Origin of the sequence: Pseudonocardia ailaonensis (genome assembly GCF_039531635.1) — a bacterium.
GTDB lineage: Bacteria > Actinomycetota > Actinomycetes > Mycobacteriales > Pseudonocardiaceae > Pseudonocardia > Pseudonocardia ailaonensis.
The window spans coordinates 50,726-76,056 of record NZ_BAAAQK010000027.1; the positions used below are offsets into that span (position 1 = coordinate 50,726).

Annotated in this window: 23 protein-coding genes; 5 read left to right on the forward strand and 18 right to left on the reverse strand. The window is 73.7% G+C overall.

What is annotated here, in order from left to right; genetic code table 11:
- Positions 1–31 precede the first annotated feature (31 nt).
- Both ABD324_RS32125 and ABD324_RS32130 read right to left on the reverse strand, forming a co-directional pair.
- Entirely contained in the window at positions 32–3,727 is a 3,696-nt protein-coding gene (locus ABD324_RS32125; RefSeq protein ID WP_344425856.1) for an AAA family ATPase, read from the reverse strand.
- A 67-nt stretch (positions 3,728–3,794) separates the two neighbouring features.
- Positions 3,795–4,085, reverse strand: coding sequence for an acylphosphatase (locus ABD324_RS32130; protein ID WP_344425859.1), 291 nt, complete (start codon positions 4,083–4,085; stop codon positions 3,795–3,797).
- Positions 4,086–4,158: 73 nt separating this feature from the next.
- Here ABD324_RS32130 and ABD324_RS32135 point away from each other — a divergent pair, with 73 nt between their 5' ends.
- Complete coding sequence (locus tag ABD324_RS32135) at positions 4,159–4,833, forward strand: CAP domain-containing protein (RefSeq protein WP_344425862.1); 675 nt, start codon at positions 4,159–4,161, stop codon at positions 4,831–4,833.
- A gap of 32 nt (positions 4,834–4,865) precedes the next feature.
- Positions 4,866–5,900, forward strand: coding sequence for a magnesium and cobalt transport protein CorA (locus tag ABD324_RS32140; RefSeq protein WP_344425865.1), 1,035 nt, complete (start codon positions 4,866–4,868; stop codon positions 5,898–5,900).
- Here ABD324_RS32140 and mutM read toward each other — a convergent pair.
- The 10 genes from mutM to ABD324_RS32190 form a co-directional block, all read right to left on the reverse strand.
- Positions 5,878–6,750, reverse strand: a complete 873-nt coding sequence (gene mutM / locus ABD324_RS32145; RefSeq protein WP_344425868.1) for a bifunctional DNA-formamidopyrimidine glycosylase/DNA-(apurinic or apyrimidinic site) lyase — start codon at positions 6,748–6,750, stop codon at positions 5,878–5,880. The genes ABD324_RS32140 and mutM overlap by 23 nt on opposite strands.
- Entirely contained in the window at positions 6,743–7,486 is a 744-nt protein-coding gene (gene rnc / locus ABD324_RS32150) for a ribonuclease III (RefSeq protein ID WP_344425871.1), read from the reverse strand. Before rnc ends, mutM begins: the two co-directional genes overlap by 8 nt.
- 11 nt (positions 7,487–7,497) lie before the next feature.
- On the reverse strand, positions 7,498–7,680 hold the full coding sequence (rpmF, locus tag ABD324_RS32155) for a 50S ribosomal protein L32 (RefSeq protein WP_344425873.1): 183 nt from the start codon (positions 7,678–7,680) through the stop codon (positions 7,498–7,500).
- A 52-nt stretch (positions 7,681–7,732) separates the two neighbouring features.
- Entirely contained in the window at positions 7,733–8,347 is a 615-nt protein-coding gene (locus tag ABD324_RS32160; RefSeq protein ID WP_344425875.1) for a YceD family protein, read from the reverse strand.
- Between the two features lie 25 nt (positions 8,348–8,372).
- Positions 8,373–9,566 carry a MinD/ParA family ATP-binding protein gene (locus ABD324_RS32165; protein ID WP_344425878.1) on the reverse strand — a complete coding sequence of 398 codons (1,194 nt, stop codon included), beginning with the start codon at positions 9,564–9,566 and terminating at the stop codon, positions 8,373–8,375.
- Between the two features lie 226 nt (positions 9,567–9,792).
- Positions 9,793–10,641 (reverse strand): endonuclease domain-containing protein, encoded by an 849-nt coding sequence (locus ABD324_RS32170; protein WP_344425880.1) that lies wholly within the window; start codon positions 10,639–10,641, stop codon positions 9,793–9,795.
- An 835-nt stretch (positions 10,642–11,476) separates the two neighbouring features.
- Positions 11,477–12,223, reverse strand: a complete 747-nt coding sequence (locus tag ABD324_RS32175) for a DivIVA domain-containing protein (protein WP_344425883.1) — start codon at positions 12,221–12,223, stop codon at positions 11,477–11,479.
- A 112-nt stretch (positions 12,224–12,335) separates the two neighbouring features.
- Positions 12,336–12,818 carry a pantetheine-phosphate adenylyltransferase gene (coaD, locus tag ABD324_RS32180; protein WP_344425886.1) on the reverse strand — a complete coding sequence of 161 codons (483 nt, stop codon included), beginning with the start codon at positions 12,816–12,818 and terminating at the stop codon, positions 12,336–12,338.
- Positions 12,815–13,450 carry a 16S rRNA (guanine(966)-N(2))-methyltransferase RsmD gene (rsmD, locus tag ABD324_RS32185; protein WP_344425889.1) on the reverse strand — a complete coding sequence of 212 codons (636 nt, stop codon included), beginning with the start codon at positions 13,448–13,450 and terminating at the stop codon, positions 12,815–12,817. Before rsmD ends, coaD begins: the two co-directional genes overlap by 4 nt.
- Before the next feature lie 6 nt (positions 13,451–13,456).
- Positions 13,457–16,834, reverse strand: a complete 3,378-nt coding sequence (locus ABD324_RS32190) for a pyruvate carboxylase (RefSeq protein ID WP_344425892.1) — start codon at positions 16,832–16,834, stop codon at positions 13,457–13,459.
- A 690-nt stretch (positions 16,835–17,524) separates the two neighbouring features.
- Here ABD324_RS32190 and ABD324_RS32195 point away from each other — a divergent pair.
- Positions 17,525–18,220, forward strand: a complete 696-nt coding sequence (locus tag ABD324_RS32195; protein ID WP_344425895.1) for a hypothetical protein — start codon at positions 17,525–17,527, stop codon at positions 18,218–18,220.
- Positions 18,221–18,402: 182 nt separating this feature from the next.
- Here ABD324_RS32195 and ABD324_RS32200 read toward each other — a convergent pair whose 3' ends face one another.
- Together ABD324_RS32200 and ABD324_RS32205 are read right to left on the reverse strand one after the other, a co-directional pair.
- On the reverse strand, positions 18,403–20,622 hold the full coding sequence (locus ABD324_RS32200) for an ATP-dependent DNA helicase RecG (protein WP_344425898.1): 2,220 nt from the start codon (positions 20,620–20,622) through the stop codon (positions 18,403–18,405).
- Positions 20,619–22,181, reverse strand: coding sequence for a DAK2 domain-containing protein (locus ABD324_RS32205; RefSeq protein WP_344425900.1), 1,563 nt, complete (start codon positions 22,179–22,181; stop codon positions 20,619–20,621). Before ABD324_RS32205 ends, ABD324_RS32200 begins: the two co-directional genes overlap by 4 nt.
- Positions 22,182–22,302: 121 nt before the next feature.
- On the opposite strand from ABD324_RS32205, the gene rpmB reads away from it, so the two are divergent.
- Positions 22,303–22,494 (forward strand): 50S ribosomal protein L28, encoded by a 192-nt coding sequence (rpmB, locus tag ABD324_RS32210; protein WP_344425903.1) that lies wholly within the window; start codon positions 22,303–22,305, stop codon positions 22,492–22,494.
- A gap of 90 nt (positions 22,495–22,584) precedes the next feature.
- On the opposite strand, the gene ABD324_RS32215 is transcribed toward rpmB, so the two are convergent.
- Positions 22,585–23,181, reverse strand: a complete 597-nt coding sequence (locus tag ABD324_RS32215; protein ID WP_344425906.1) for a DUF1707 domain-containing protein — start codon at positions 23,179–23,181, stop codon at positions 22,585–22,587.
- A 133-nt stretch (positions 23,182–23,314) separates the two neighbouring features.
- On the opposite strand from ABD324_RS32215, the gene ABD324_RS32220 reads away from it, so the two are divergent.
- Positions 23,315–23,740: a hypothetical protein gene (locus ABD324_RS32220; RefSeq protein WP_344425909.1), complete on the forward strand. Its 426-nt coding sequence runs from the start codon at positions 23,315–23,317 to the stop codon at positions 23,738–23,740.
- 7 nt (positions 23,741–23,747) lie between these two features.
- On the opposite strand, the gene ABD324_RS32225 is transcribed toward ABD324_RS32220, so the two are convergent.
- Genes ABD324_RS32225 through mnhG form a run of 3 tightly spaced genes read right to left on the reverse strand, consistent with a single transcriptional unit; the run spans position 23,748 to position 25,314 of the window.
- Positions 23,748–24,425: a uracil-DNA glycosylase gene (locus ABD324_RS32225; protein ID WP_425565951.1), complete on the reverse strand. Its 678-nt coding sequence runs from the start codon at positions 24,423–24,425 to the stop codon at positions 23,748–23,750.
- A complete protein-coding gene (locus ABD324_RS32230) occupies positions 24,425–24,946 on the reverse strand; it encodes a gamma carbonic anhydrase family protein (protein ID WP_344425912.1) in 522 nt (173 codons plus the stop codon). The genes ABD324_RS32225 and ABD324_RS32230 overlap by 1 nt, the downstream gene beginning before the upstream one ends.
- An 11-nt stretch (positions 24,947–24,957) precedes the next feature.
- Positions 24,958–25,314, reverse strand: coding sequence for a monovalent cation/H(+) antiporter subunit G (gene mnhG / locus ABD324_RS32235; protein WP_344425914.1), 357 nt, complete (start codon positions 25,312–25,314; stop codon positions 24,958–24,960).
- Positions 25,315–25,331 lie beyond the last annotated feature (17 nt).

Here is a 25,331-nt window from a genome sequence, read left to right on the forward strand (position 1 = left end):
CCAAGCCTGTCACGAAGGCCCGGGGGCCGCGTCAGGAGGCGGGGCGCAGGCGCTGCGAGATCACCTGGGTGATGCCGTCGCCGCGCATCGAGACGCCGTAGAGGGCGTCCGCGATCTCCATCGTCGGCTTCTGGTGGGTGATCACGATCAGCTGGCTCGTGGAGCGCAGCTCCTCCAGCAGGCTGATCAGCCGGCGGAGGTTGGCGTCGTCGAGGGCCGCCTCGATCTCGTCGAGCACGTAGAAGGGCGAGGGGCGGGCGCGGAAGATCGCCACCAGCAGCGCCATCGCCGTGAGCGAGCGCTCGCCGCCCGACAGCAGCGAGAGCCTCTTGACCTTCTTGCCGGGCGGGCGCGCCTCCACCTCGATCCCCGTCGTCAGCATGTCGGAGGGATCGGTGAGGACGAGCCTCCCGTCGCCACCCGGGAACAGCGTGGAGAAGACGATCTCGAACTCCCGCGCCACGTCCTCGTAGGCGAGCGTGAAGACCTCGAGGATCTTGTCGTCGACCTCCCGGACGACGGTGAGCAGGTCGCGGCGGGTGTTCTTGAGGTCCTCGAGCTGGGTGGAGAGGAAGGTGTAGCGCTCCTCCAGCGCGGCGAACTCCTCCAGCGCGAGCGGGTTGACCTTGCCCAGCAGCGCCAGGTCCTTCTCGGCCCGCTTGGCGCGGCGCTCCTGGGTGGGCCGGTCGAAGGGCATCGACGGCGGCGCGACGACGTCCTCGCCCCGCTCCTTCGCCGCCTCGTACTCGGCGACCTCGCCCGGCGACGGCGGCACCCCGACGGACGGCCCGTACTCCGCGACCAGGTCGTCGACCCCGATGCCGAAGTCCCCCAGGGCCTTCTCGACGAGCTGCTCGAGCCGCAGCCGGGACTCCGCGCGGGCGACCTCGTCCCGGTGCACGGCGTCGACCAGCTTGTCGAGCAGGCCGGAGAGCCGGCCGGTGGTGGCGCGGGACTCGGTGAGCGCGGCCTCGCGGTCGGCGCGGGCGGCGGCGACCTCGTCCCGCTCCGCGGCGGCCGAGGCGAGCGAGACCTCCATCCGCTCGAGCGCGCGGCCACCGGCGCCGATCACGAGGGAGGCGACGGCGGCGCCCCTCTCCCGCTCCGCGGCCGCGGCCGCGGCCCGGGCCCGGGCCTGCCGTTCGGACTCGGCCTGCCGGCGCAGCGAGTCCGCCCGGCCGGCGATCGCGCGGGCCCGCTCCTCGGCGGTGCGCAGCGCGAGCCGGCACTCGACCTCCTCGGAGCGGGCGTCGGCCAGCTTCTCGGCGGCGGCGTCCCGGATCTCGGTGTCCGGCTCGTCGTCGACCGGTTCGCCCTCGGCCACCAGGAGCTGCTGCTCGGCGGCCTCCAGGGCGAGCAGCGAGTCGGAGCGGCGGGCCTCCACGGCGTCCCGCCGCTGCCGCAGCCGCTGGGCCTCCTGCTCGGCGGACCGCACGACCTGTTCGAGCCGCCCCAGCTGGCTCCCGGCCGCCGCGCGCCGCTGCTCGGCGCTGCGCCGCTCGGCCGTGGCGGCGTCGAGGTCGGTCTTGCGCGCAGCCTCCTCGGCGCGGGCGCCGTCGAGCGCGGGGCGCAGCCGGGTCAGCTCGGTCTCGTTGGTGTCCCGCGCGGCGACGGCCTCGTCGACCGCGGCCTGCACCTCCAGCGCGCCGCCGCCCCCGCCGGAACCGCCGCGCGCCCGGTGGGCCTCCAGCACGTCGCCATCTGTGGTGACGGCGACCAGCCCGGCCTCCGCGACGACCCGCGCCTCGGCGAGCGACCCGACCAGCACGACCCGCTCCAGTAGCAGCCCGACCGCCGCGGCCAGCTCTTCCGGGGCCCGCACGGCCTCCGCCGCCCAGCGCCCGGCGGGCGGAGCACCTGCAGGCACCCCGACACCGACCCGACCGGGGGTGTGCTTCCGGAGATGCTCAGATTTCGAAGCATCTCCGGAAGCCTCTCCCGGCGCGGACCCTGTGAGGGCGACACCCAGGGTGTCGCCGGAGAAATGCTCAGATTTCGTACTGTTCCCCGAAGCCCTTGCCGAGCCCACCAGCAGCGTCGCCGACCCGTGCTCCCCGGCCCGCAGCTCCGTCAGCGCCTCGACCGCGGCACCCGCCGAGGCGACGGCGACCCCGTCGGCCAGCTCTCCGAGCACCGCCGCGACCGCGGTCCTGGCCTCGGGTGCGACCTCGATCAGCTCCGAGACCGCGCCCAGCACGTCGTCCCGCCCCAGGAGCGCACCGGTGCCGTCCTTGCGCGCCAGGCCGACGGACAGCGCGTCGACCCGCGCCCGCCAGTGCGCCCGCTGCTTCTCCAGCTCGCGCTCCTGTGCCACCAGCTCCCGGACCCGCTCGGCCGCGGAGGCCTGCGCGGAGCTCGCCGCGTCGACGCGGGCGGCCAGGTCCCCGGAGTCGGCCTCGTCGAGCACCCCGAGCTCCTCGCGCCCGGCCTCCAGCTCCTCGGCCGCCTCCACGATCCGCGTCTCGGCCTCGCCGAGCGCCTCCGAGAGCCGCTCGATCTCCTCGGCGGTGGCCGCCGCCCCGCTGCGCAGCGCCTCCGCCTTGCCCGCGAGGGTGGCGATCCCCGCCTTGCGGTCCGCGATCGCGCGCACGGCGGCGAGGTGGGCGCGCTCGGCGGCCTGCAGGGTGCGCTCGTGCTCGGTCCGCTCCTCCAGGACCTCGGCGAGCCGCTGCCGGGCCTCGACCACGCCCGCGACCAGCTCCTCCTCCTGCTCGGCGATGAGGTCGGCCTCGGCGTCGAGCTCGTCCGGGTCCCGGCCGGGGGCCCGCTCCGCCTCCACCGAGGCCAGGTGCCGTGCGCGCTCCTCGGCCAGCCGGACGGTGCCGCGCAGCCGCTCGGCCAGTGCCGACAGCGAGTACCAGGTGTCCTGGGCCGCCTGCAGCCGCGGCGCGTCGGCGGCGAGCGCCTCCTCCAGGGAGGCCTGGACCTCGCGGGCCTCGTCGAGCTGCGCGGCCACCTCGGCCCGGCGGGCCCGGGCCTGCTGCTCGTCCGCCTCCTCGCGGGCCAGCGAGTCCCGCAGCGTCACGATGTCGTCCGCCGCGAGCCGGATCCGCGAGTCCCGCAGCTCGGCCTGCACCTGCTGGGCCTTGCGCGCGATCTCCGCCTGCCGGCCCAGCGGCTTGAGCTGGCGGCGCAGCTCCGAGGTCAGGTCCGTCAACCGCGTGAGGTTGGCCTGCATCGCGTCGAGCTTGCGGAGCGCCTTCTCCTTGCGCTTGCGGTGCTTGAGGACGCCGGCGGCCTCCTCGATGTAGGCGCGGCGCTCCTCGGGCTTGCTGCGCAGGATGGCGTCGAGCTGCCCCTGCCCGACGACGACGTGCATCTCCCGCCCGATGCCCGAGTCCGACAGCAGCTCCTGGATGTCGAGGAGCCGGCAGGTGCTGCCGTTGATCTCGTACTCGCCCGCGCCGTCCCGGAACATCCGGCGGGTGATCGAGACCTCCGAGTACTCGATCGGCAGCGCGCCGTCGGAGTTGTCGATGGTCAGCGTGACCTCGGCCCGGCCGAGCGCCTGGCGGCCGGAGGTGCCGGCGAAGATGACGTCCTCCATCTTGCCGCCGCGCAGCGCCTTCGCGCCCTGCTCGCCGAGGACCCACGAGATCGCGTCGACGACGTTGGACTTCCCGGAGCCGTTGGGCCCGACGACGCACGTGATCCCCGGCTCCAGGCGCAGCGTCGTGGCCGAGGCGAAGGACTTGAAGCCCTTCAGCGTCAGGCTCTTGAGATGCACGGGCGGACTCCGGGGGCTCTACGGGTGAACGGAGCCTACCGGCCGACCCCGACGATTTTTCCGCAGGTCAGGCCTCGACGAAGCCCGTCAGCCCGCCCTTGGCCGGTGTCCACTGCTCGGTGACGTCGTCGACCCGGCCCGGGGTGCCCCCGCCACGCAGCAGACCCAGCAGCGCCTCGCAGCGCTCGCGAGGACCCTCGGCGGTCACGGCCACCCGCCCGTCCGGGAGGTTGCGCGCCTGCCCGACCAGCCCGATCTCCAGGGCTCGCGCGCGCGTCCACCAGCGGAAACCGACTCCCTGCACCTGCCCACGGACCCATGCGGTGAGCCGAATGGTTGAAGCGTCGTTGGTGCTCATCGGGTTGCTACGTTACCGAGTCGTGACTGGTCACGCGCCGCGGCCGGGTCGAACCGGACGCGCGCTCCCCCTCTTGGCCGGGCTCGCGGTCGGAGCCGTGCTGGCCGCGGTCGGCGTGCTCGCCGTCGTGCCCACGACGTGGGCGGTCGTGCTCGCCGGGGACTCCCGGCCGGCGCCGGCGACCACTCCGCCGAGGGCCCTCGCGGCGGTGCTGCCCACGACGTCGCCGCCCGCACCGGCGCTACCGCCGGCACCACCGCCGGACGCCCCCGCCACGTCCGCCCCGCCGACGACCACCACCACGACGACCACGCCGCCGCCGACCACCACCGCGCCCCCGCGCACCACCACCCCGCGGCCCGTCACCACCCCGCCCCCGAGCGGACCCGCCGCGCAGGTCGTCGCGCTCACCAACCAGGCCCGCGCCGCGGCCGGCTGCGGCGCGCTGCGCACGGACCCGCGGCTCACCCAGGCCGCCCAGGGGCACAGCGCGGACATGGCGGCGCGGAACTACTTCGCGCACGACAGCCAGGACGGGCGCAGCTTCGCGGACCGCATCGAGGCCGCCGGCTATCCCTCCCCCGGCGCCGAGAACATTGCGATGGGCCAGCCGACGGCCCAGGCCGTCGTCACCGCGTGGATGAACTCGCCCGGCCACCGGCGCAACATCGAGGACTGCTCGCTGACCACGATCGGCGTCGGCCTCGACACGGACGGGATGTACTGGACCCAGGACTTCGGCAGGTAGCGGACTAGTCTCCCGGTACGGGAGGTGAGCACATGGCCGTGGTGGACAACGCCGTGTACGTGGACGGCCGGCGGGCCCGGGAGCCGGAGTCGCTGGACCAGACCGTCGAGACCGTGCGGGCCTACGGCGACGACGCCGCCGCCTTCTGCTGGATCGGCATGCTGCGCCCGGACGAGACGGAGATCAAGGAGATCGCCGAGGAGTTCGACCTGCACGAGCTCGCCGTCGAGGACACCGTGCACGCGCACCAGCGGCCGAAGTTCGAGATGTACGGCAACACCGAGTTCGTCGTGCTGCGCCCGGCCCGCTACGTCGACGAGGACGAGGAGGTCGACCTCGGCGAGCTGCACCTGTTCCTCGGCCCCCAGTTCGTGATCACCGTCCGGCACGCGGAGGAGCCCGATCTCTCGGTGGTCCGGCAGCGCCTCGAAGCCGATCCGGAGCTGCTCGCGCACGGCCCGTTCGCGGTGTTCTACGGTGTGCTCGACAAGGTCGTCGACGACTACGGCCCGGTCCTCGACGGCCTCCAGGACGACGTCGACCAGATCGAGAGCCAGGTCTGGGGCGGTGATCCCGGGGTGTCGCAGCGGATCTACGAGCTGTCCCGCGAGGTCATCGAGTTCCAGCGGGCGGTGGACCCGCTCGCCGAGATCTTCGAGGAGCTGCGCGTGCGCTTCTCCAAGAAGGCCCTGGACCCCAACCTGGAGCTGCACCGGCTGTTCCGGGACGTCCAGGACCACGCGATGCGCGTGCGCGAGCGCACCCAGGGCCTGCGCGACCTGCTCTCGAACATCCTCACCGTGAACTCCACGCTGGTGGCGCAGCGGCAGAACGACGAGATGACCCGGCTGACCGAGGCCGGCTTCGTGCAGAACGAGCAGATGAAGAAGGTGTCGTCCTGGGCGGCGATCGCCTTCGCCCCCACGCTCGTCGCCGGCATCTACGGCATGAACTTCACGCACATGCCCGAGCTGGACTGGGTGGGCGGCTATCCGTTCGCGATCGGCCTGATGCTCGCCGCGGCCCTGCTGCTCTACGTGATCTTCAAACGGCGCGGCTGGCTCTGACCCGGGGTCGTGGCTGGCAGCGCGGGCACCAGTACGAGCTGCGGTTCATGAACGGCGTGCGGGCGATCGGCGTGCCGCAGCGGCGGCAGGGCCGGTCCTGCTGCCCGTAGACGTTCAGCGCGCGGTCGAAGTAGCCCGAGTTGCCGTTGACGTTGACGTAGAGCGCGTCGAAGCTCGTCCCGCCCTGGGCGAGGGCCTCGTTCATCACCTCGGACGCGGCCTCCAGGACCGTGACGCCCTGTTTCCGGGTGAGCGTCTCGGTGGGCCGCAGGCCGTGCAGCCGGGCCCGCCACAGCGCCTCGTCGGCGTAGATGTTGCCGATCCCGGACACGACGGTCTGGTCCAGCAGCGCGCGCTTGAGCTCGGTCCGGCGCTTGCGCAGGCCCGCCACGGCGGCGTCGAGGGAGAACAAGGGGTCCATCGGGTCGCGGCCGATGTGCGCGACCGGCTCCGGCAGGCCGTCCACCAGGGGATGGATCGAGAGCCCGCCGAAGGTCCGCTGGTCGACGAACCGCAGCTCGGGGCCGCTGTCGAAGGTGAAGCGGATGCGCAGGTGCTTCTCGGCGGGCCGCTCCGCGTCCGCCACCAGCATCTGGCCGGACATCCCGAGGTGGGCCATCACGGCTTCGTCGGGGTGGGTGGGCGAGTCGAGCGCCAGCCACAGGTACTTGCCGCGGCGGCAGGCGGCCGCGATCTCCCGGCCGGTCAGCCGGGCCGCGAAGTCCGCCCCGCCGGCCGCGTGCCGGCGCACCGACCGGGGATGGTGCACCTCGACCGCCGTGATCCGGCGGTGCAGCACGTGCTCGGCGAGCCCCCGGCGGACGACCTCGACCTCGGGGAGCTCAGGCACTCGCGGTTTTCCCGCCCGCCGTCTCGTCCGTGATCGCACGCCAGGCCAGCGCGGCGGCCTTCTGCTCGGCTTCCTTCTTGGTGCGCCCGTCGCCGGAGCCCAGCTCCCGGCCGCTCACGACCGCGGTGGCCGTGAAGACCTTGAGATGGTCCGGGCCCTCCTCGGCGATCTTGTACTCGGGCACGCCGAGGCCCTCGGATGCCGTGAGCTCCTGGAGGCTGGTCTTCCAGTCCAGGCCGGCGCCGAGGAGCGGGGCGGTCTCCAGCAGCCCGTCGAACAGGCGATGGACCAGGTCTCGGGAGGTCTCCAGCCCGTGCTCCAGGTACACCGCGCCGATCAGGGCCTCGGTGGCGTCGGCGAGGATGCTCGCCTTCTCCCGGCCGCCGGTGAGCTCCTCACCGCGGCCGAGCGAGATGTACGCACCGAGCCCGAACTCCGAGAGGGCCGACGCGACACCGGCCAGCGCGTGCATGTTGACGACGCTGGCCCGCAGCTTCGCGAGCTGGCCCTCCGGCAGGTCCGGATGGTCCCGGTACAGCCGCTCGGTGACGATCACCCCGAGCACCGAGTCGCCCAGGAACTCGAGGCGCTCGTTCGTCGGTAGACCACCGTGCTCGTACGCGTACGAGCGGTGGGTGAGGGCGAGCGTCAGCAGCTCGGCCTCGATCCCGATTCCGAGTGCCTCGATCAGGGGCGCGCGATCCTCGCGCGGCCCCGTGACGCTCTTCTCCCCCACCCGGTCGCGGATCAGGCGGGACGGACGACCTGACGGCCGTCGTACTGCCCGCAGGTCGGGCAGGCGATGTGCTGCAGCTTGGGCTCGCGGCAGGCGCGGTTGCTGCAGGCGACGAGGGTCGGCGCGGTGGCCTTCCACTGCGCCCGGCGAGAGCGCGTGTTGGACCGCGACATCCGGCGCTTGGGTACGGCCACGGCAGATCTCCTACGGGTTGTGCTCGAGAGGTCTCACGACATCGAAACGCTGTCAGTCAGAAGGGAGGCGCTCACGCAGAGCGGCCCACCGAGGATCCAGTGTCTCATGCCCGTGATCGGGCCCGAGATCGGCCCGGCGCCCGCCGCACTCCTGGCACAGGCCCGGGCAGTCGTCCCTGCACAGGGGGGCCAGCGGCAGCTCGAGGACGATGGCGTCCCGGACCGTGGGCTCGATGTCGAACCGCTCGTCGAGCAGGCGCGGGATCTCGTCCTCGTCGGTCGTCGCCTCGGTGACCGAGTCCGGGTAGGCGAAGAGCTCCTCGACCCGCACCTCGATCTCCTCGTCGAGCTCGTCGAGGCACCGGGAGCACTCGCCGGCCAGGCGGGCGCGGGCGGTGCCGGACACGTACACGCCCTCGGTCACCGACTCCAGGCGCAGGTCCAGCTCGACCGGGCTGTCCGGCGGCACGGCGAGCACCCCGACGAGGCCGATGGCCTTCTCGGGGTCGTCCGCGCCGGGACCGGGGACGGTCCGGGCGACGGTGCGCATGATGCCCGGGCGGCGGGCGAGCTCGCGGGTCGAGAAGACCCACGGGTTGGCGGCGGCGCGGGCGTCGGCGGCGCGGGCCTCGTGACGCGAGGGGCGGGGGGTGCGGTCGGTGCTCATGACGCGGACCAGGGTACGCGCGCCGTCAGCCGCGCACGCGAGCCGGGAACGCCTCGGCCACGCCGGCCGCCAGCTCGAGGAACGCGTCCCGGGTCGCCGGGCGCAGCCGGGCCGGGTCGATCCGGCCCCCGGTCGCGAGGTGCGGATCGTGCGGGATCTCGACGACGGCGCGGCAGCGCCGCGCGAAATGCTCCCGCAGCGCGCCCGAGTCGAGCTCGCGGCTGCCGCGCCCGACCAGCACCACGACGGCCTCCTCGACCAGCCGCTCGTGGCCGTGTGCCACCAGCCAGTCCAGGGTCTTGCTGGCCCGCCCGGCCCCGTCGACGGTCGGCGCGCCCACCACGACCAGCGAGTCCGCGACGTCGAGCGTCCCGGCCATCGCCGAGTGCACCATCCCGGTCCCCGAGTCGGTGAGCATCACGCTGAAGAACCGGGCCAGCGCGCCGTCGATGCGCAGGTACTCGTCGCGGGTGAAGGCCTCGCCCGCGGCGGGATCCTGTTCGGAGGCGAGCACCTGCAGGCGGCCGGCCAGGCTCGTGTAGCGCGAGACCGCCGTCCAGGAGTCGACGGCGGCGAGGTCGTCGAGCAGGTCGCGGACGGTGTGGTCGGCCACGCCGGTCAGCCGGTCCGCGAGCGTGCCGGCGTCCGGGTTGGCGTCGAGCGCGAGGATCCGGTCGCCGCGATGGTCGGCGAGCGCGAGCCCGAGGCAGGCCGTGACCGTCGTCTTGCCGACGCCGCCCTTGAGCGACGTGACGGCCACCCGGTGCGTCCCGGCGAGATGGCTGCGGACCCGCCGCAGCCGGTCCTGCGCCGCGATCTGCGCGGGGCTCGGCCCGGGATCGACGCGCCCCAGGGTCGCGGCGTGCAGGATCCGCCGCCAGCCGGAGTCGGGCACGGGGCCACGGGAGCGGAGCAGGGCGTCGGGATCGAAGGGGCCCGTGGGACCGGGGGCGCGCAGGCCGGGGCGTTCGGGCACGCCGTCCACGGTCGGGATGCCCTTCGGATCGGTGAACCAGGCCCCCGCCTCGGCGCCGCTGCGCTGCGGGTAGTCCGCCCGCGGCGCCCGCAGCGCCTCAGGCTCCACCGTCCGGTCGTGCTCCCCCACCGTCTCCCCCGTCCGCTCGTCCGGGCCGGCCACGGGGGCAGCCGGCTCGCCGTGCAGACGGTGGCCGTAGCGGTCCCACCAGGTCGCCGGATCCGACTCGTCGTGACGGGCCATGCGCGCACAGTAGACCGTCCGCCGCATCGCCCTGGCCCGTTTGACCGAATAGTGATCGAGGTGATCGACAACCCTGCCCATGATCATCGGTTCCGTGCCCGTGCGGCCGGGAGCGCATGCGCCCGAGCACCATTCCGCCGACCACGCTCGGAGGCTCGCCCGCCGGCAGCCGCTGCCCAGGCGATGTGATCGCCGTCCGGGTGCTCCAGGACACCATCGACCTGCCTCACTGCACCGAAGTGGCGATCAACGCCGCGCGGACGGCAGCGACGACGTGCTCCGGCTCGGCCACGACCGCCCGGCCCGGGAAGCGGAGGATGCGCCAGCCCGCCCGCGCCAGCTCCGCCTCGCGCACGAGGTCGGCACGGGCCTGGGCCGGCTCGCGATGGTGGCCGCCGTCGTGCTCCACCCCGAGGAACGCCGACGGATAGGCCAGGTCGAGTCGATGTCCGCCCACCCGGTACTGGATGCACGGCGGCGGCAGGCCCGCGAGGTGCAGCGCCATCCGGATCCGAGACTCCATCGGCGACTCGGAGCGCGGGTCGACCAGCGCCAGGACCTTCGCGAGGTCCGCCGAGCCGTGCGCGCCGAGGTGGGCGAACCATGTCTCGCGGATCCGCGAGACGTCCAGCCGCCAGACGTGGGCGATCGTGTCGACGGCCGCTACCCGCTCGGTCACGCCGTCCGCCCATCGCGCGAGATCGAACGCGGTGCGGAGCGGCGACGTCACCGGCACTCCGCAGCGGTGCACGACGTCGGTGTCGCCGAGCCGGACACGGCGCAGCCGGATCCCCGCCGGTGCCCGGCTCCGCACCGCCCCGATGACGTCGACGGCCGCATCCGGAGGCCCGCACGATGCGTCGAGCAACTCCGCGGCTGCGTATCCGGCGACCACCCCGCGGTCTCCCGCCCACAGACCCGCCGCGAGCGCCTGCGTCGCGAGGTCGAGCTCGGTACCGGCGGCGACGTAGACGTCCGGGAAGACCCGTCGGAACCGCCGCCCGCCGAGCGCACCCCGCCCGACCGCCCCCGACGCCACGGCGGCCGAACCACGGAACGGCAGCGAGAGATCCATGCGTACTCGGACGGCCGCCGCCTCTCCCCGGTTCCACCCTCCGCCGTGATCACCGCTCCGGTGCGTTGACGCAGGCCAGCACTGCACGGCAGCACCCGACCGACGATCACGCGTTGCCGTCGCCACGTGATCGCCGAGTCGGTGCCCCGACGCAGGCCGGCCATGCCTCACCGCACTCAACCGCCGACCACCCGCCGCCGACAGCACACGTCGCTTTCGGTCGCTTTCGCAGGCCAGCCATGCAGGCCAGCACCCGATCGCCGATCACACGGCAGCCCGCGTCACACGATCGCCGCTCGAGTGCACCGGCACAGGCAGACCACGCACGGCCGCACACGACCGACGATCATGCCGCCGCCGTCACAGGATCGCCGATCACGCCGCCGCTCTCACACGACCGCCGATCGTGCCGCCGCCACACGACCGGCTATCACGCCGCCGTCACCCGACCGGCTATCACGCTGCCGTCACACGATCGCCGTTGCAGTGCACCCACGCACACCAGCAATGCGTGTCAGCACGCAGCTGCCGATCACGCTGCCGCCGACGTCACGAGATCGCCATTTCCGTGCGCTCACACAGGTCGAACGTGCACAGCAGCACACAGCCACTGATCACGGGCGTCGACCTCACCAGATCGGCAGTCGAGTGCTCCCCCTGCTCCGCAGGAGGGCAGCGCCGGCACGCCCTCACCGATCGGGCGCACCGCCCTCGCGAGGTCACCGGTGCGCCTACGCAGACCGCAGCTCCGCCGGCACCCGACCGCCGATCCGCGGCTGCCGCCGTCGCGTGATCGCCGTTGCGGTGCGTTCACACAAGGCGGACCTGCGTGGGCTCAGTCGATCAGGTCCATCCCCGTGCCCGTGCGGCCGTTCATCGCCGGGGAGGGTGTGCCGTTGGGCGAGCCGCCCTTCCACAGCTGGCTCCGGCCCCGGTTGACGGTGCGGAGCGCCTTGGTCAGCGTGTCCTCGAACTCCGCGAGCTTGGCGTCCACGTAGCCGTCGCACTCCCGGCGCAGCCGGTCCGCCTCGCCGTCCGCCGAGTCGACGATCCGGGCGGCCTCGGTGTGCGCGGCCCGGACCACCTCGGTGCCGGACACGAGCCGGGACTGCTCGGCCTGCCCGTCGGACACGTAGCGGTCGTGGGCGGCGCGGCCCGAGTCCGCGAGCCGGTCCGCCTCGTGGCGGGCCCGGGCGGTGAGCTCCTCGAACTCCCGGCGGCCCTCGGCGATCATCGTCTCGGACTGGTGTTGCGCCTCCGCGAGCGTGCGCTCGGCCTCCTCGCGGGCCTCCACGACCAGCCGCTCGGCCTCGGCGCGGGCGTCGGCCAGCAGCTCGTCGGACTCGGAGGTCGCGGCCGTGCGCGTCTCCTCGGCCTCCCGCTCGGCCTCGCCGACGATCTCGTCGCGCCGGTCCAGGACGTCCTGCGCGTCGTCGAGCTCGCCGGGGATCGCCTCCCGGACGTCGTCGAGCAGATCGAGCACATCGCCACGCGGCACCACGCAGTTCGACGTCATGGGGACGCCGCGTGCCTCCTCGACGACCGTCACCAGTGCGTCGAGCGACTCGAAGACCCTGTACACGGGGGCGATCCTCTCACCGGGATTGCGCCGTTCGCGGTATTGCGGCACACCCCCGCGTGTCAAGTTCCGACCGGGTGATCCGTGCATGATCCACTCGACGAGTGGGTAGGCGCTACGCCCGCTCCGCGATCCGGTCGAGCAGCTGGCGGTGCACGGAGGACGGCAGCAGGTGCGCGACGTCGCCGCCGTACGTCGCCACCTCCTTCACCAGCGAGCTGGACACGAAGCTGAACTCCGGGCTCGTCGACATGAACAGGGTGTCCACACCGGACAGCCGCTGGTTCATCTGCGCCATCTGCAGCTCGTAGTCGAAGTCCGTGACCGCGCGCAGGCCCTTCACGATCGCCTTGATGTCGTGCTCGCGGGCGTAGTCCACGAGCAGACCGTGGAAGGAGTCCGCGCGGACGTTCGGCAGGTCGGCGGTGGTCTCCTCGATCATCGCCATGCGCTCCTCGACGGAGAACATCCCCTGCTTCTTGTTGTTGAAGGCCACGAGGACGACGACCTCGTCGAACAGGGCCGCGACCCGCGAGATCACGTCGAGATGGCCGAGCGTCACCGGGTCGAAGGAACCGGGGCAGACCGCACGCCTCATCGCGTCTCACCAGGCATGGCCGGACCGTAACAGCCACCGACGTGGATCACCGTGTCCCCGTAACGGCGCTCACGGAGGCCCTCGACCCCCTCCGGCCAGCCGAACGCCCCCGTCGAGCGGGCCCGCTCGACCACCACCACCGCGTCGTCGGAGATCCACCCCGTACGACGGCCGGTGCGCAGCCAGCGCGCGATGGCCTCGTCGGGTTCGGCATACGGCGGATCGACGAGGACGAGATCGTGGGCGCGCCCCGGCGCCGTCTCCAGGACCGTCCCGGCCGGCCCGTACCGGACGTCGCCACCCAGGCCGACGGCCTCCACGTTGCGACGCAGGACGGCCACGGCGCGCCGGTCCATCTCGACGAACGTCGCGTGCGCGGCGCCCCGCGACAGCGCCTCCAGCCCCAGCGCCCCCGATCCCGCGCAGAGATCGAGCACCACGGCGCCCTCGAGCCCGGGATCGTGGGCCAGCGCGGAGAACAGCGCCTCCCGCACCCGGTCCGAGGTCGGCCGCGTCCCCTCCGAGGGCACGGCCAGCCGCCGCCCCCCGGCCTTCCCGGCGATGATCCGCGTCAAGAACCTCTCCCGATGTCGTGAGTGGCAATAGTCGCCAGGGCGACTATTGCCACTCACAGGGGGTCAGCCGAGCTCGATCAGGAGGTCGCCACCCTCGACCTGCTGCACCTTGCCGATGGCGAGACGGGACACCGTGCCGGCGCGCTGGGCCGAGATCGAGGCCTCCATCTTCATGGCCTCGATCGTCGCGACCGTCTGGCCCGCCGAGACCGAGTCGCCCTCGCCGACCTGCAGGGTCACCACGCCGCCGAACGGCGCCGCGACGTGGCGGTCGTTGCCCCGGTCCGCCTTCTCCGCGGCCTTGACCTCCGTCGTCACCGACTCGTCGCGCACCGAGACCGGCCGCAGCTGGCCGTTGAGGGTGGTGAGCACGGTGCGGTAGCCGCGCTCGTCGGGCTCGGAGATCGCCTCCAGCTCGATGAGCAGCGTGACGCCCTGCTCCAGCTCCACGGTGTGCTCGAGATCGGGCTCGAGGCCGTAGAAGAAGTCCTTGGTCGACAGCACGCTGGTGTCGCCGAACGACTCCCGGTGCGTCTCGAACTCCTTGGTCGGGCCCGCGAACAGCAGCCGGTTCAGCGTCCGGCGGCGCTCGTCGCGCAGCCCGCGGCGGTCCTCGATGGTCAGCTCCGGCGTCGCCGCCTCGGGCGAACGGCCCTCCAGGGCGCGCGTGCGGAAGGGCTCCGGCCAGCCGCCGGGCGGGTCGCCCAGCTCGCCGCGCAGGAAGCCGATCACCGAGTCCGGGACGTCGAACTTGCCCGGGTCGGACTCGAAGTCCGCCGCGGACACCCCGGCCCCGACCAGGTGCAGCGCGAGATCCCCCACGACCTTGGACGACGGCGTGACCTTCACCAGCCGGCCCAGCATCCGGTCCGCGGCGGCGTAGCAGTCCTCGATGAGCTCGAACCGGTCCCCCAGCCCGAGCGCGATCGCCTGCTGCCGCAGGTTGGAGAGCTGCCCGCCCGGGATCTCGTGGTGGTAGACGCGCCCGGTCGGCGAGGCGAGCCCGGACTCGAAGGGCGCGTAGACCTTCCGCACGGCCTCCCAGTACGGCTCCAGGTCGCTGACGGCCTGCAGCGACAGGCCGGTCTCCCGGTCCGAATGATCGGTCGCGGCCACCAGCGCCGACAGCGACGGCTGGCTCGTGGTGCCGGCCATGGACGCGACGGCCGCGTCCACCGCGTCCACCCCGGCGTCGATCGCCGCGAGCAGGGTGGCCAGCTGGCCGCCCGCGGTGTCGTGGGTGTGCAGGTGCACGGGCAGGTCGAACCGCTCCCGCAGCGCCGTGACCAGGCGACGCGCGGCGGGCGGGCGCAGCAGCCCCGCCATGTCCTTGATCGCGAGGACGTGCGCGCCCGCGGCGACGATCTGCTCCGCGAGGTGCAGGTAGTAGTCGAGCGTGTAGAGCTTCTCCGCCGGGTCGGACAGGTCGGCGGTGTAGCAGAGCGCGACCTCCGCGACGGCCGTCCCCGTGTTCCGCACGGCCTCGATCGCCGGCCGCATCTGCTCGACGTCGTTGAGCGCGTCGAAGATCCGGAAGATGTCCATCCCGGTCCGGGCCGCCTCGGCGACGAACGCGTCCGTCACCTCGACCGGGTACGGCGTGTAGCCCACGGTGTTGCGCCCGCGCAGCAGCATCTGCGTGCAGATGTTCGGTGCGGCGGCCTTGAGCGCGGCGAGCCGGTCCCAGGGGTCCTCGGCGAGGAAGCGCAGCGCGACGTCGTAGGTCGCGCCGCCCCAGCACTCCAGCGACAGCAGCTCCGGCGCGGTCCGCGCGACGTACGGCGCCACGGCGAGCAGGTCCCGGGTCCGCACCCGGGTGGCCAGCAGCGACTGGTGCGCGTCCCGGAAGGTGGTGTCGGTGACCGCGACGGAGGTCTGCGCGCGCAGCTGCCGCGCGAACTCCTCGGGGCCCAGCTCCTTGAGCCTCTGCGCCGACCCGTCCGGCGCCGCGGCCCCGAGATCCACCGACGGCAGCTTGTCGACGGGCTCGACGACCGCCGGGCGGTCCCCGTTCGGCCTGTTCACGGTGGTGTTGGCGAGGAACTGCAGGATCCGCGAACCGCGGTCCGCCGGCGGCTTGGCCCGGAGCAGCTGCGGGCGCTCCTCGATGAAGCTGGTGGTCACGCCGCCGCGCTGGAAGTCCGGGTCGTCGAGCACCGCGGCCAGGAAGGGCAGGTTGGTCGCCACACCGCGGATCCGGAACTCGGCGATCGCGCGGCGGGCCCGGCGGGCGGCGTTGTGGAAGTCGTGGCCGTTGCAGGTCAGCTTGACCAGCATCGAGTCGAAGTGGGCGCTGACCTCGGCGTTCGTGTGCACGGTGCCGCCGTCGAGCCGCACGCCCGGGCCACCCGGCGTCCGGTAGGCCGAGATGACCCCGGTGTCCGGGCGGAAGCCATTGGCGGGGTCCTCGGTGGTGATCCGGCACTGCAGCGCGGCGCCGGAGAGCACGATGTCCTCCTGCATGAGCCGCAGCTCCGGCAGCGTCATACCGCTCGCGATGCGCAGCTGGGCGATCACCAGGTCGCGGTCCGTGACCTGCTCGGTCACGGTGTGCTCGACCTGGATGCGCGGGTTCATCTCGATGAACACGTGGTTGCCGCGCTCGTCGACCAGGAACTCGACGGTCCCCGCGTTGCGGTAGCCGATCCTGCGCGCGAAGGTCACCGCGTCGGCGCAGATCCGGTCCCGCAGCTCCGGGTCCAGGTTCGGCGCCGGCGCGATCTCGACGACCTTCTGGTGCCGCCGCTGCACCGAGCAGTCCCGCTCGTAGAGGTGCACGACGTTGCCCTCGCCGTCGGCCAGGATCTGCACCTCGATGTGCCGCGGGTTCACCACGGCCTGCTCGAGGAACACGGTCCCGTCGCCGAAGGCGGACTCGGCCTCGCGGGAGGCGGCCTCGATGGCGTCGCGCAGGTCGGCGGGTTCGAGCACGCGACGCATCCCGCGCCCGCCGCCACCGGCCACGGCCTTGACGAAGATCGGGAAGCCGATGCCGTCCGCCGCCGCGACCAGCTCGTCGACGTCGTCGGACGGCTCCGACGACGCGAGCACCGGCACCCCGGCCTCGCGGGCCGCGGCCACGGCGCGGGACTTGTTCCCGGTCAGGTGCAGGACGTCCGACGGCGGTCCGACGAACGTGATGCCGGCCTCCGCGCACGCCGCGGCGAGGTCCGGGTTCTCGGACATGAACCCGTAGCCCGGGTACACGGCGTCCGCACCCGCCTTCGTCGCGGCCTTGATGACCTCGTCGACCGAGAGATAGGCGCGCACGGGGTGGCCGCGCTCGCCGATCAGGTACGACTCGTCGGCCTTCGCCCGGTGCAGCGAGTTGCGGTCCTCGTAGGGGAACACCGCCACCGTCGAGACACCGAGCTCGAACGCGGCCCGGAACGCCCGGATCGCGATCTCGCCACGGTTGGCCACCAGCACTTTCGAGAACATCCGGCTCCCTGTTCGTCGGACGTGGGCATGCCCCCGGTGAGGGACCGGGGCAGCCTAGCCAGCGGAAATGCAGGCGGTCGACCGCTGAGCCATCCTGTGGGACCCGCTGGTGCGCACTCAGCACACCCCCGTCGCCGAGCCGCCCACTGAGACATCGCTGAGGCGGAGTCCGCCGGGCGGTGCGGCCGACCGGGGCAATCCGGGCCCCGGTCGGTGCAGCGGACCACTCTCCTGGGGTACCAAGGAGTCATGACACGGCGTCCGCACCATCCGGGCGGCATCGGACGGGGACCCGGCTTCCGCTGGGAGTCCCCGGGCGAGCGGGCGGCCCGGCACGTGCGCCGGGCCTCGCGCGCGGCCGCCCGCCGGGGGCTCGGTGGCCCGGGCTGGGCGAGCGGATGGGACCGGGTGGGCGGGCTGGGCAGACCCGGCGGGCCGGACTGGACCGTGCACGGTTGGCCCGGCCGTCAGGGACTTCGGAACGAGCACGGCCGACCCGGCCGACGAGGCTCACCGGACGGGCAGGGTCGTGGTGACGGTCGGGACCTCCTGGACGGGTGGGCCCCGATGGGCGGAGTCGGCGGACCGGGCGGGATGGGCGGCATGGGCGGACCTCGAGGCAGGAGCGGCCGCGGCCGCGGTGGATCCGGGCGGGGCGGGCACGGCCGGGGCGGGCCACGGCCGATGGCGATGCCGTCGCCGTGGATCGCGTTGCCGCTGATCCTGGTGGCCGTCGGGGTGCTGGCCAGCGCCGCGGCGGCCGCGGCAGCAGGGGCGGTGTTCGTCAGCCCCGTGTTCCTCATCTTCCTGATCGTGCTGGCCGGGCACCGTGGGCGGCGCCGGATGGTGCCGCCCCCGCAGGCCGCCGCGATGCCCCGCACGCAGGCCGCGCCCGCCGCGCCCCCGTGGAAGCGGGCCCGCGCCCGCTTCGACACGCTCCGCGAGCAGTACACGGCCTACGAGTGCGACCCGATGGAGGTCCTGCGCCTGCCCGCGCTCGCCGACGTCTCGGTCCCCAGCACGGGCCGGTTCGTGGAGGCCTTCGCCGAGGCCCAGGCCCTGGACACCGACGCCCACCCGGCCCGCGAGCACGCCGCCGAGTTCGTCGCGGCGGTCGACCGCGCCGTCCGGGCCTGGGACGCCGCCCGGGACGCCGCCGAGCGGATCCGCCACTCCACCCTGACCAGCGCCGAACGCGCCTCGGTGGAACGCGCGATCAAGCTCCTCACCACGGCCAGGGACTCCGACAACGACGCCGAACGCCTCGCCGCCTACAGCATGGCCCGCTCCGAGCTGGCGAAGCTGGAGAAGGCCGGCGTGGTCCACCTCCCGAAGGCCGCCGTCGCGGCCCTGGAGAACGACGGCCGGGGCCAACTCCCGGCCTGACCCCGCGAGTCGGCACTTTCGGGAGCACGAAACACACCTCTGCGACGAGGTACCTCCGGTGGTCACCGGACCGGCCCCGTCGCGGCCGTGGACGGACGCCGACGGCTCCACGACACCGGCCTGCCCGCGCGTCGTGAACGTGTGTTTCGGCCTACCGACAGTGCCGACTCGCGGGGGTGGGGTCAGACCTTGTCGAGGTAGGCGGCGGCGTCCTCGTCGCCCACCGTCTCCGCGACGAGGGCGCGGAGGCCGGGGTGGTTCGCCAGGCCCGGATCGTCCGCGACGAGTCGGGCCGCTTCGACGCGGGCCGTGGAGATGACCTCCTCGTGGCGCAGCAGCGAGAGGAGGCGCAGGCCGGAGCGGCGGCCGGACTGGCTCGAGCCCAGGACGTCCCCCTCCCGGCGCAGCTCCAGGTCGAGGCGGGCGAGCTCGAAACCGTCCGTGGTGCCCGCGATCGCGTCCAGGCGCTCCCGAGCCGTCGTGCCCGCGGGCATGTCCGTGACCAGCAGGCACACCCCCGGCGCCGATCCCCGGCCGACGCGGCCGCGGAGCTGGTGGAGCTGGGAGAGCCCGAAGCGGTCCGCGTCGAGGATGATCATGCCGGTGGAGTTGGGCACGTCGACGCCGACCTCGATCACCGTCGTGGCGACGAGAACGTCCGTCTCGCCGCGGTCGAAGGCCCGCATCACGGCGTCCTTCTCGTCCGGCGGGAGCTTCCCGTGCAGCACGGCCAGCGACAATCCGGCGAGCGGGCCGGCCTCGAGCTGGGGCGCCACGTCGAGCACCGCGAGCGGCGGCCGGCGCTCCTCCGACGAGTCGTCGTCGAGATCGGGCTCGTCCGCGTCCTCGGGGTCGCTCTTCTTCTTCGAGGTGGCGAACTCCCCGCCCACCCGCGGGCACACGACGTAGCACTGGTGCCCGCCCGCGACCTCCTCGCGGATCCGCGCCCACACCCGCTCCAGCCACGAGGGCTTCTCGCCGGCCGGCACCACGGTCGTCCTGATCGGGGAGCGCCCCTTCGGCATGTCCGTCAGCGACGACACCGACAGGTCCCCGTACACCGTCATCGCGACCGTGCGCGGGATCGGCGTGGCCGTCATGACCAGCAGGTGCGGCGTGCGCTCCCCGCGGCCGCGCAGCGCGTCCCGCTGCTCCACACCGAAGCGGTGCTGCTCGTCGACCACCACGAGCCCGAGATCCGCGAACCCGACCGTGTCCTGGATCAGCGCGTGCGTGCCCACGACGATCCCGGCCGCCCCGGACTGCGCGTCGAGCAGCGCCTGCCGCTTCTCCGCCGTGGACATCGACCCCGTGAGCAGCGTGATCTTGGTGGCCTGGTCGGAGGAACCCAGCTCCCCCGCGTTGCCCAGCGGGCCGAGCATCGCCCGCAGCGACCGGGCGTGCTGCGCCGCGAGCACCTCGGTGGGCGCCAGCATCGCCGCCTGCCGCCCCGAGTCCACGACCTGCAGCATCGCCCGCAGCGCGACGACGGTCTTGCCCGCGCCGACATCGCCCTGCACGAGCCGGTTCATCGGCAGCGGCTTCCCGAGGTCCTCCGCGATCTCGGCGCCCACGGACTTCTGCCCGTCCGTGAGCGGGAACGGGAGGATCGCGTCGAAGGCATCGAGCAGGCCGCCGGACCGGACCGGGCTCGGCGACGCCGGGCGGGCCATGGCGCGCTCCCGCTGCAACGACAGGGCCAGCTGCACCCCGAACGCCTCGTCCCACACCAGCCGCGCCTTGGCCGCGAACTGGTCCGCCTCCGACCGCGGCACGTGGATCTTGCGCAGCGCGGACCCCAGCGAGGCCAGCGTGCGCTCCTCCCGGATCGAGGCGGGCAGCGGATCCGTCGGGTCGTCGAGCACCGCGAGCACCTGCCGCACCGCCCGCGCGATGGCCTGCGACTTCAGCCCCTTGGTCGCCGGGTAGATCGAGATGAACGGCCGGTCGCTGTCCGACTCCTCGATGTCCTCGAACTCGGGATGGGTGAGCTGCAGGGTCGCCCTGCCGCCGGCCCGGAACACCGAGACGGTGCCGGAGAACATCAGCGTGGCGCCCACCACGATGAAGCTCTTGACCTGGTGCGCGTTGAAGAACGTGGCCGCGATCGTGGCGCCCTTGGCGTCCCGGATCGTGGCGTTGAGCAGGGTGCCGCGACGGCTGCGCATCTGCCGGGTGGTGGCGCTCGCCACCGTGCCGATCACCGTGACGTGCTCGCCGACCTCCAGGCCCGCGATGTCCGTGAGCTTGCCGCGCTCGACGTACCGGCGCGGATAGTGCCGCACGAGGTCACCGACGGTCGTCAGGTCCAGCTTGGCGAGCGCCTTGGCCGTCATCGCCCCGACGGCGTCGATCAGGGAGGTGTCCAGATCCACCGCACCCCGCGCCGATGATTCGCTCATTCCACCCCCAGCACCAGCGGGAAGTCGACCTGCCCGCCCCGGTGCACCACCACGTCCGCCTCCGGGTGCGTACGCCGCAGGTCCTCGACCAGCCGCTCCCCCAGGTCGGCAGGCGCGTCGGCCCCCAGCAGCGCGGTGACCAGCTCACCCCCACCCGTCAACATGCGGTGAGCCAACCACAGGGCCCCGACAGAAAGATCGGGGGCGATCAGCACGACCTCGCCCTCGCTCATCCCGAGCACCTCCCCGGGCGCGCAGTGACCCACCCACGTCAGGGCCTCCGCCTCGGCGACCACGAGCCCGCCGGTCCGGGTCCCCGCGGCCGCCTCGGCCATGGCGACGACGTCGTCCGCGGGGTTGCGGGACGGATCATGGACGGCGAGGGCGGACAGCCCCTGCGGCACGGACACCGTGGGCACCACCACGACCTCGCGCCCCGCGTCCCGGGCCTCCGCGGCGACCCGCCCGGCCAGCCCGGCCAGGCTGACGTCGCAGGTCAGCAACGCGACGTGCGCGGCGCCCGTGGCCTCGACCGCGGCGAGGAGCTCGCGGCCGCCGATCGCGTGTCCCGGCCGCGTCTCCAGCACGTCCGCCCCGGCCTCGCGGGCCAGCTGCGCGGCATCCGGACCCGCGATCACCAGCAGCACCGCCCGCGAGCGCAGGAAGCGCGCCCGGTCCGGCTGCCGCTCGTCGAAGCGGAGCACGGAGATCCGGTGCGGCCGGCCGGTCTCGACGCCCGCCTCGATCGCGGCGCCGACGTCCGAGCAGTGCACGTGCACGTTCCAGGTGCCGCTGCCGTCGCCGACCACCACCACCGAGTCCCCGAGCCCGACGAGCGTGCGGCGCAGCTCGTCGACCTTGTCGCCCGTGGTGCCGTCGAGCAGGTACATCACCTCGGAGTCGTACTCCGGCGATCCCGACTCCCGGACGGCGGTGAGCGCCGCCTTCTCCCGCACGACCACCCGGCTGCGGGCCGGGGACTCCCCGGAACAGGCCTCCACCAGCGCGTCGAACACGATCGCGACGCCCAGCCCGCCGGCGTCGACCACCCCGGCCCTCGCCAGCTCGGGCAGCTGCGTGGGGGTGCGGGCGACCGCGGCGTGCGCGGCGTCCGCCACGGCGAGCGGGCCGTCCGGCGCGGCGTGGGCGGCCGCGTCGAGCACCGAGAGCATGGTCCCCTCGAGCGGTTCGGCGACGGCGGCCCGCGCGAGCACGGCGGCCCGGCGCAGGCCCTCCGTCAGCCCCTCGCCGGCGGCGAGCGCCTCGGCCAGGCCGCGGAGCAGCTGCGAGAGGATGGTCCCGGAGTTGCCGCGCGCGCCGCGCAACGCGCCACCGGAGAGCGCGGCGGCCAGCTCGGCGACGGGCACCGCGCCCGCCGGGAGCGCGGCGGGGAGTGCGGCGACGCCGGACTCCAGCGTGAGCAGCATGTTCGAACCGGTGTCGGAGTCCGCGACCGGGAAGACGTTGATCCCGTCGAGCTCCCCGCGGTGGCGGCGCAGGCCCGTCGCGGCGGCCTCGACCCAGCGCCGCAGGAGGTCCTCGTCCAGGGCGTCGCGCACGCCGCCGACCCTACTGGGAGGGTGGTGTGCGGGCCCACGACACGGCCGGTTACCCTGGTCGACACGTGCCCCAGGATTCCTGGGCGCATTTTCTTGTCTGTCTACCCGAGGAGTGTCCGACGTGGCTGCCGTCTGCGACGTCTGCGGCAAGGGTCCGGGCTTCGGCATGTCCGTCTCGCACTCGCACCGCCGTACCCACCGCCGCTGGAACCCGAACATCCAGACCGTGCGCACCCGGAACGAGGGCGGCAACCGCCAGCGCCTCAACGTGTGCACGTCGTGCCTGAAGGCCGGCAAGGTCGCCCGCGCCTGACGCGAGCGTATGAGCAGGGCCGGCCCCGATGGGACCGGCCCTTTCTCATGTCCGCGCACGGGACGCCGCGGTCGCGGCGGACCGCGCCGATCAGGCCCCGAACCAGTCCTTGAGCCCCTTGCGGGCATGCCGGATCGTCAGCGACCCCATGCCCGCGCTCCCGGTGACCACCAGGTGCGGCCCGGACGAGGTCGGGGTGTGCGGGACCTTGGTCGACACCGAGCCCCACGAGGTCTTGACCCCGTCGACGTCCGCCGACCCGCCCGCCGGGAGGACGATCGTGACCGACCCCATGCCGGTGGCCACGTCGACGTCGATCCGCGGCGGTGTGGGCGTGGTGCTGAGGTCCAGGTGGATCGAGCCCATGCTCGTGGTCAGCCGCAGGCGCTCGGGCACCGGCCAGTCCCCGGTCCGCTTGATCGAGCCCATCTCCGTGTTGAGATGCACCTGCTCACGGGGCGGGACGGCGGGTACGCCGCCCGCGAGGGGGACGACGACGCCGGGACCGGGCAGGTCCGCGAGCGGCGGCTCGAGCTCGGCGAAGGTCTTGGCCGCGTACACGGCGTCGAGGCGCTCCTCCAGCTCGGTGAGCGTGATCCGACCCTCCCCCATGGCCGCGTGCAGGCGCTGCGCCGCGGCCTCGCGGTCGGCGTCGGAGATGCGGAGATGACCCCGGTCGCTGTCCACGCCCCGAGTCTAGGGGGTGTCCGGCGGACCCCACCGGGCCGCGACGCTCCCTCGGACACCGCCCCCGGACCGCTCGACCAGGGGCCCCGCGCGGGTTAGCCTCGCCCTCATCGGGTCGACCATGGGAGGCGCGGTGGGGCTGCGACTGTCGCTCGGCGAGCTGACGGTGATCCTCGGACCCGCCGTGGCCCGGCGCCGGCTGATGTCCCTGCTCAACGAGACGCGCACCCGCTGCGCGCAGGAGCACGAGGCCACCACGATCCGGCTCACCGCCCGGGTCGCGGATCCCGTCGACGAGCGGCTCGCCGCCCTCGACGACGCCGCGGACTCGACCGCCGCCCTCGTCCTCGTGGACCGGCTCACCGACGGCCTCGACGCCCGCGAACGCCTGCGCGTCCTGATCGCGGCCCGCCGGCTGGTCCACCCGGAGCGCGCGGTGCTGGTGGAGGACGCCGACCCGGTCGCCGCCCTCGCCCACGCCGACGGGGCCCTGCGGACGGACCGGGACGGCGCCGTCGTCCCCGAGCCGATCGACGACGAGGGCTACCTGGCGTCCTGAGCCCGGGTCAGGGCAGGCGCCAGTCGACCGGCTCGCCGCCGATCTCCTCCAGCATCTCGTTGGCGCGGGAGAACGGCCGCGAGCCGAAGAAGCCCCGGTCGGCCGACATCGGCGAGGGATGGGCGGACTCGATGATCGGGACGTCCACCAGCAGCGGCGCCAGGTTGCGCGCGTCGCGGCCCCAGAGGATCGCCACCATCGGGTCCGCGTCCCGCTCCACGAGCGCGCGGATCGCCTGCTCGGTGACGGCCTCCCAGCCCTTGTCCCGGTGCGACCCCGGCGAGCCCGGCTCCACCGTGAGGCACCGGTTGAGCAGCAGCACCCCCTGCTTCGCCCACGGCGTCAGGTCGCCCGACGAGGGCGCGGGGAAACCGAGGTCCTCGGAGTACTCGCGGTAGATGTTCGACAGCGAGCGCGGGATCGGCCGGGTCTCGGGCGACACCGAGAACGACAGCCCCACGGCGTGCCCCGGTGTCGGATAGGGGTCCTGGCCGACGATCAGCACCCGGACCTCGTCGAACGGCTGCTGGAAGGCGCGCAGCACGTTCGCGCCGGACGGCAGGTAGCGGCGCCCCGCGGCCATCTCGGCCCGCAGGAACTCCCCCATCTCCGCGACGACCGGGGCGACGGGCTCGAGCGCGCGGGCCCAGCCCTCCTCCACGACCTCGGCGAGTGGTTTCGGCATCAGGAGATCCTCCGCAGCTCGGCCCGGAAACGCCTGCCCCGCTCCACGTACGACTCGACCGCGTACGCGAACCGGCCCTCGGGCACCTCGTACCCCTCCCGCAGCCTCGCGGGCACCCCGATCGCCATCCGGCGCTCCGGCACCACGAAGTTCGGGGACACCACCGCGCCCGCGGCGACGACCGCGCCCTCGCCGACCTCGGCCCCGTTGAGCACGACCGACCCGGACGAGACCAGCGCGTGGTCGGCGATCGTGGCCGCCTCGATGTGGACGTTGTGCCCGACGGTCACCTCGTTGCCGATCAGCGTGGGCCGGCGCGCCGTGGTGTGGATGATCGAGCCGTCCTGGATGCTGCTGCGCTCCCCGACCACGATGTAGCCGTCGTCGCCGCGCAACACCGCGGTGGGCCACACCGAGGCGTTCGCCCCGAGCGTCACGTTCCCGATCACGACGGCGTCCGGATGGACGTAGGCCTCGGGATGGATGTCGGGGACCAGATCCCCCAGCGCGTAGACGGCCACGGAGGGTGAGCCTACTTTCGGTCCTCCGGCGTCTCCCCACGCCCCATGCGTTCCGCGAGTTCGTCGACGACGAGTGCGCCGCGGTCCAGCGTCCCGGTCCGGTAGGCCGAGCGGGCCACGATCTGGGAGATCACCGGTGCCGTGACCAGCTGGAAGATGATCACCAGGATGAGCGTGGCGGCGTTCTCGAACTCCAGCCGGACCGCCGTGCCGAGCAGGATCAGCAGCAGGCCGAGGGTCTGCGGCTTGGTCGCCGCCTGCAGCCGGGCGGGCAGGTCCGGCAGGCGCAGCAGCCCGAGGGCGCCGAGCAGGCAGGAGAGGGCCCCCGTGAGCAGGAAGAACGCCGAGACGACGTCCGTGACCGTCACGACGGTGCCCCCGCGAC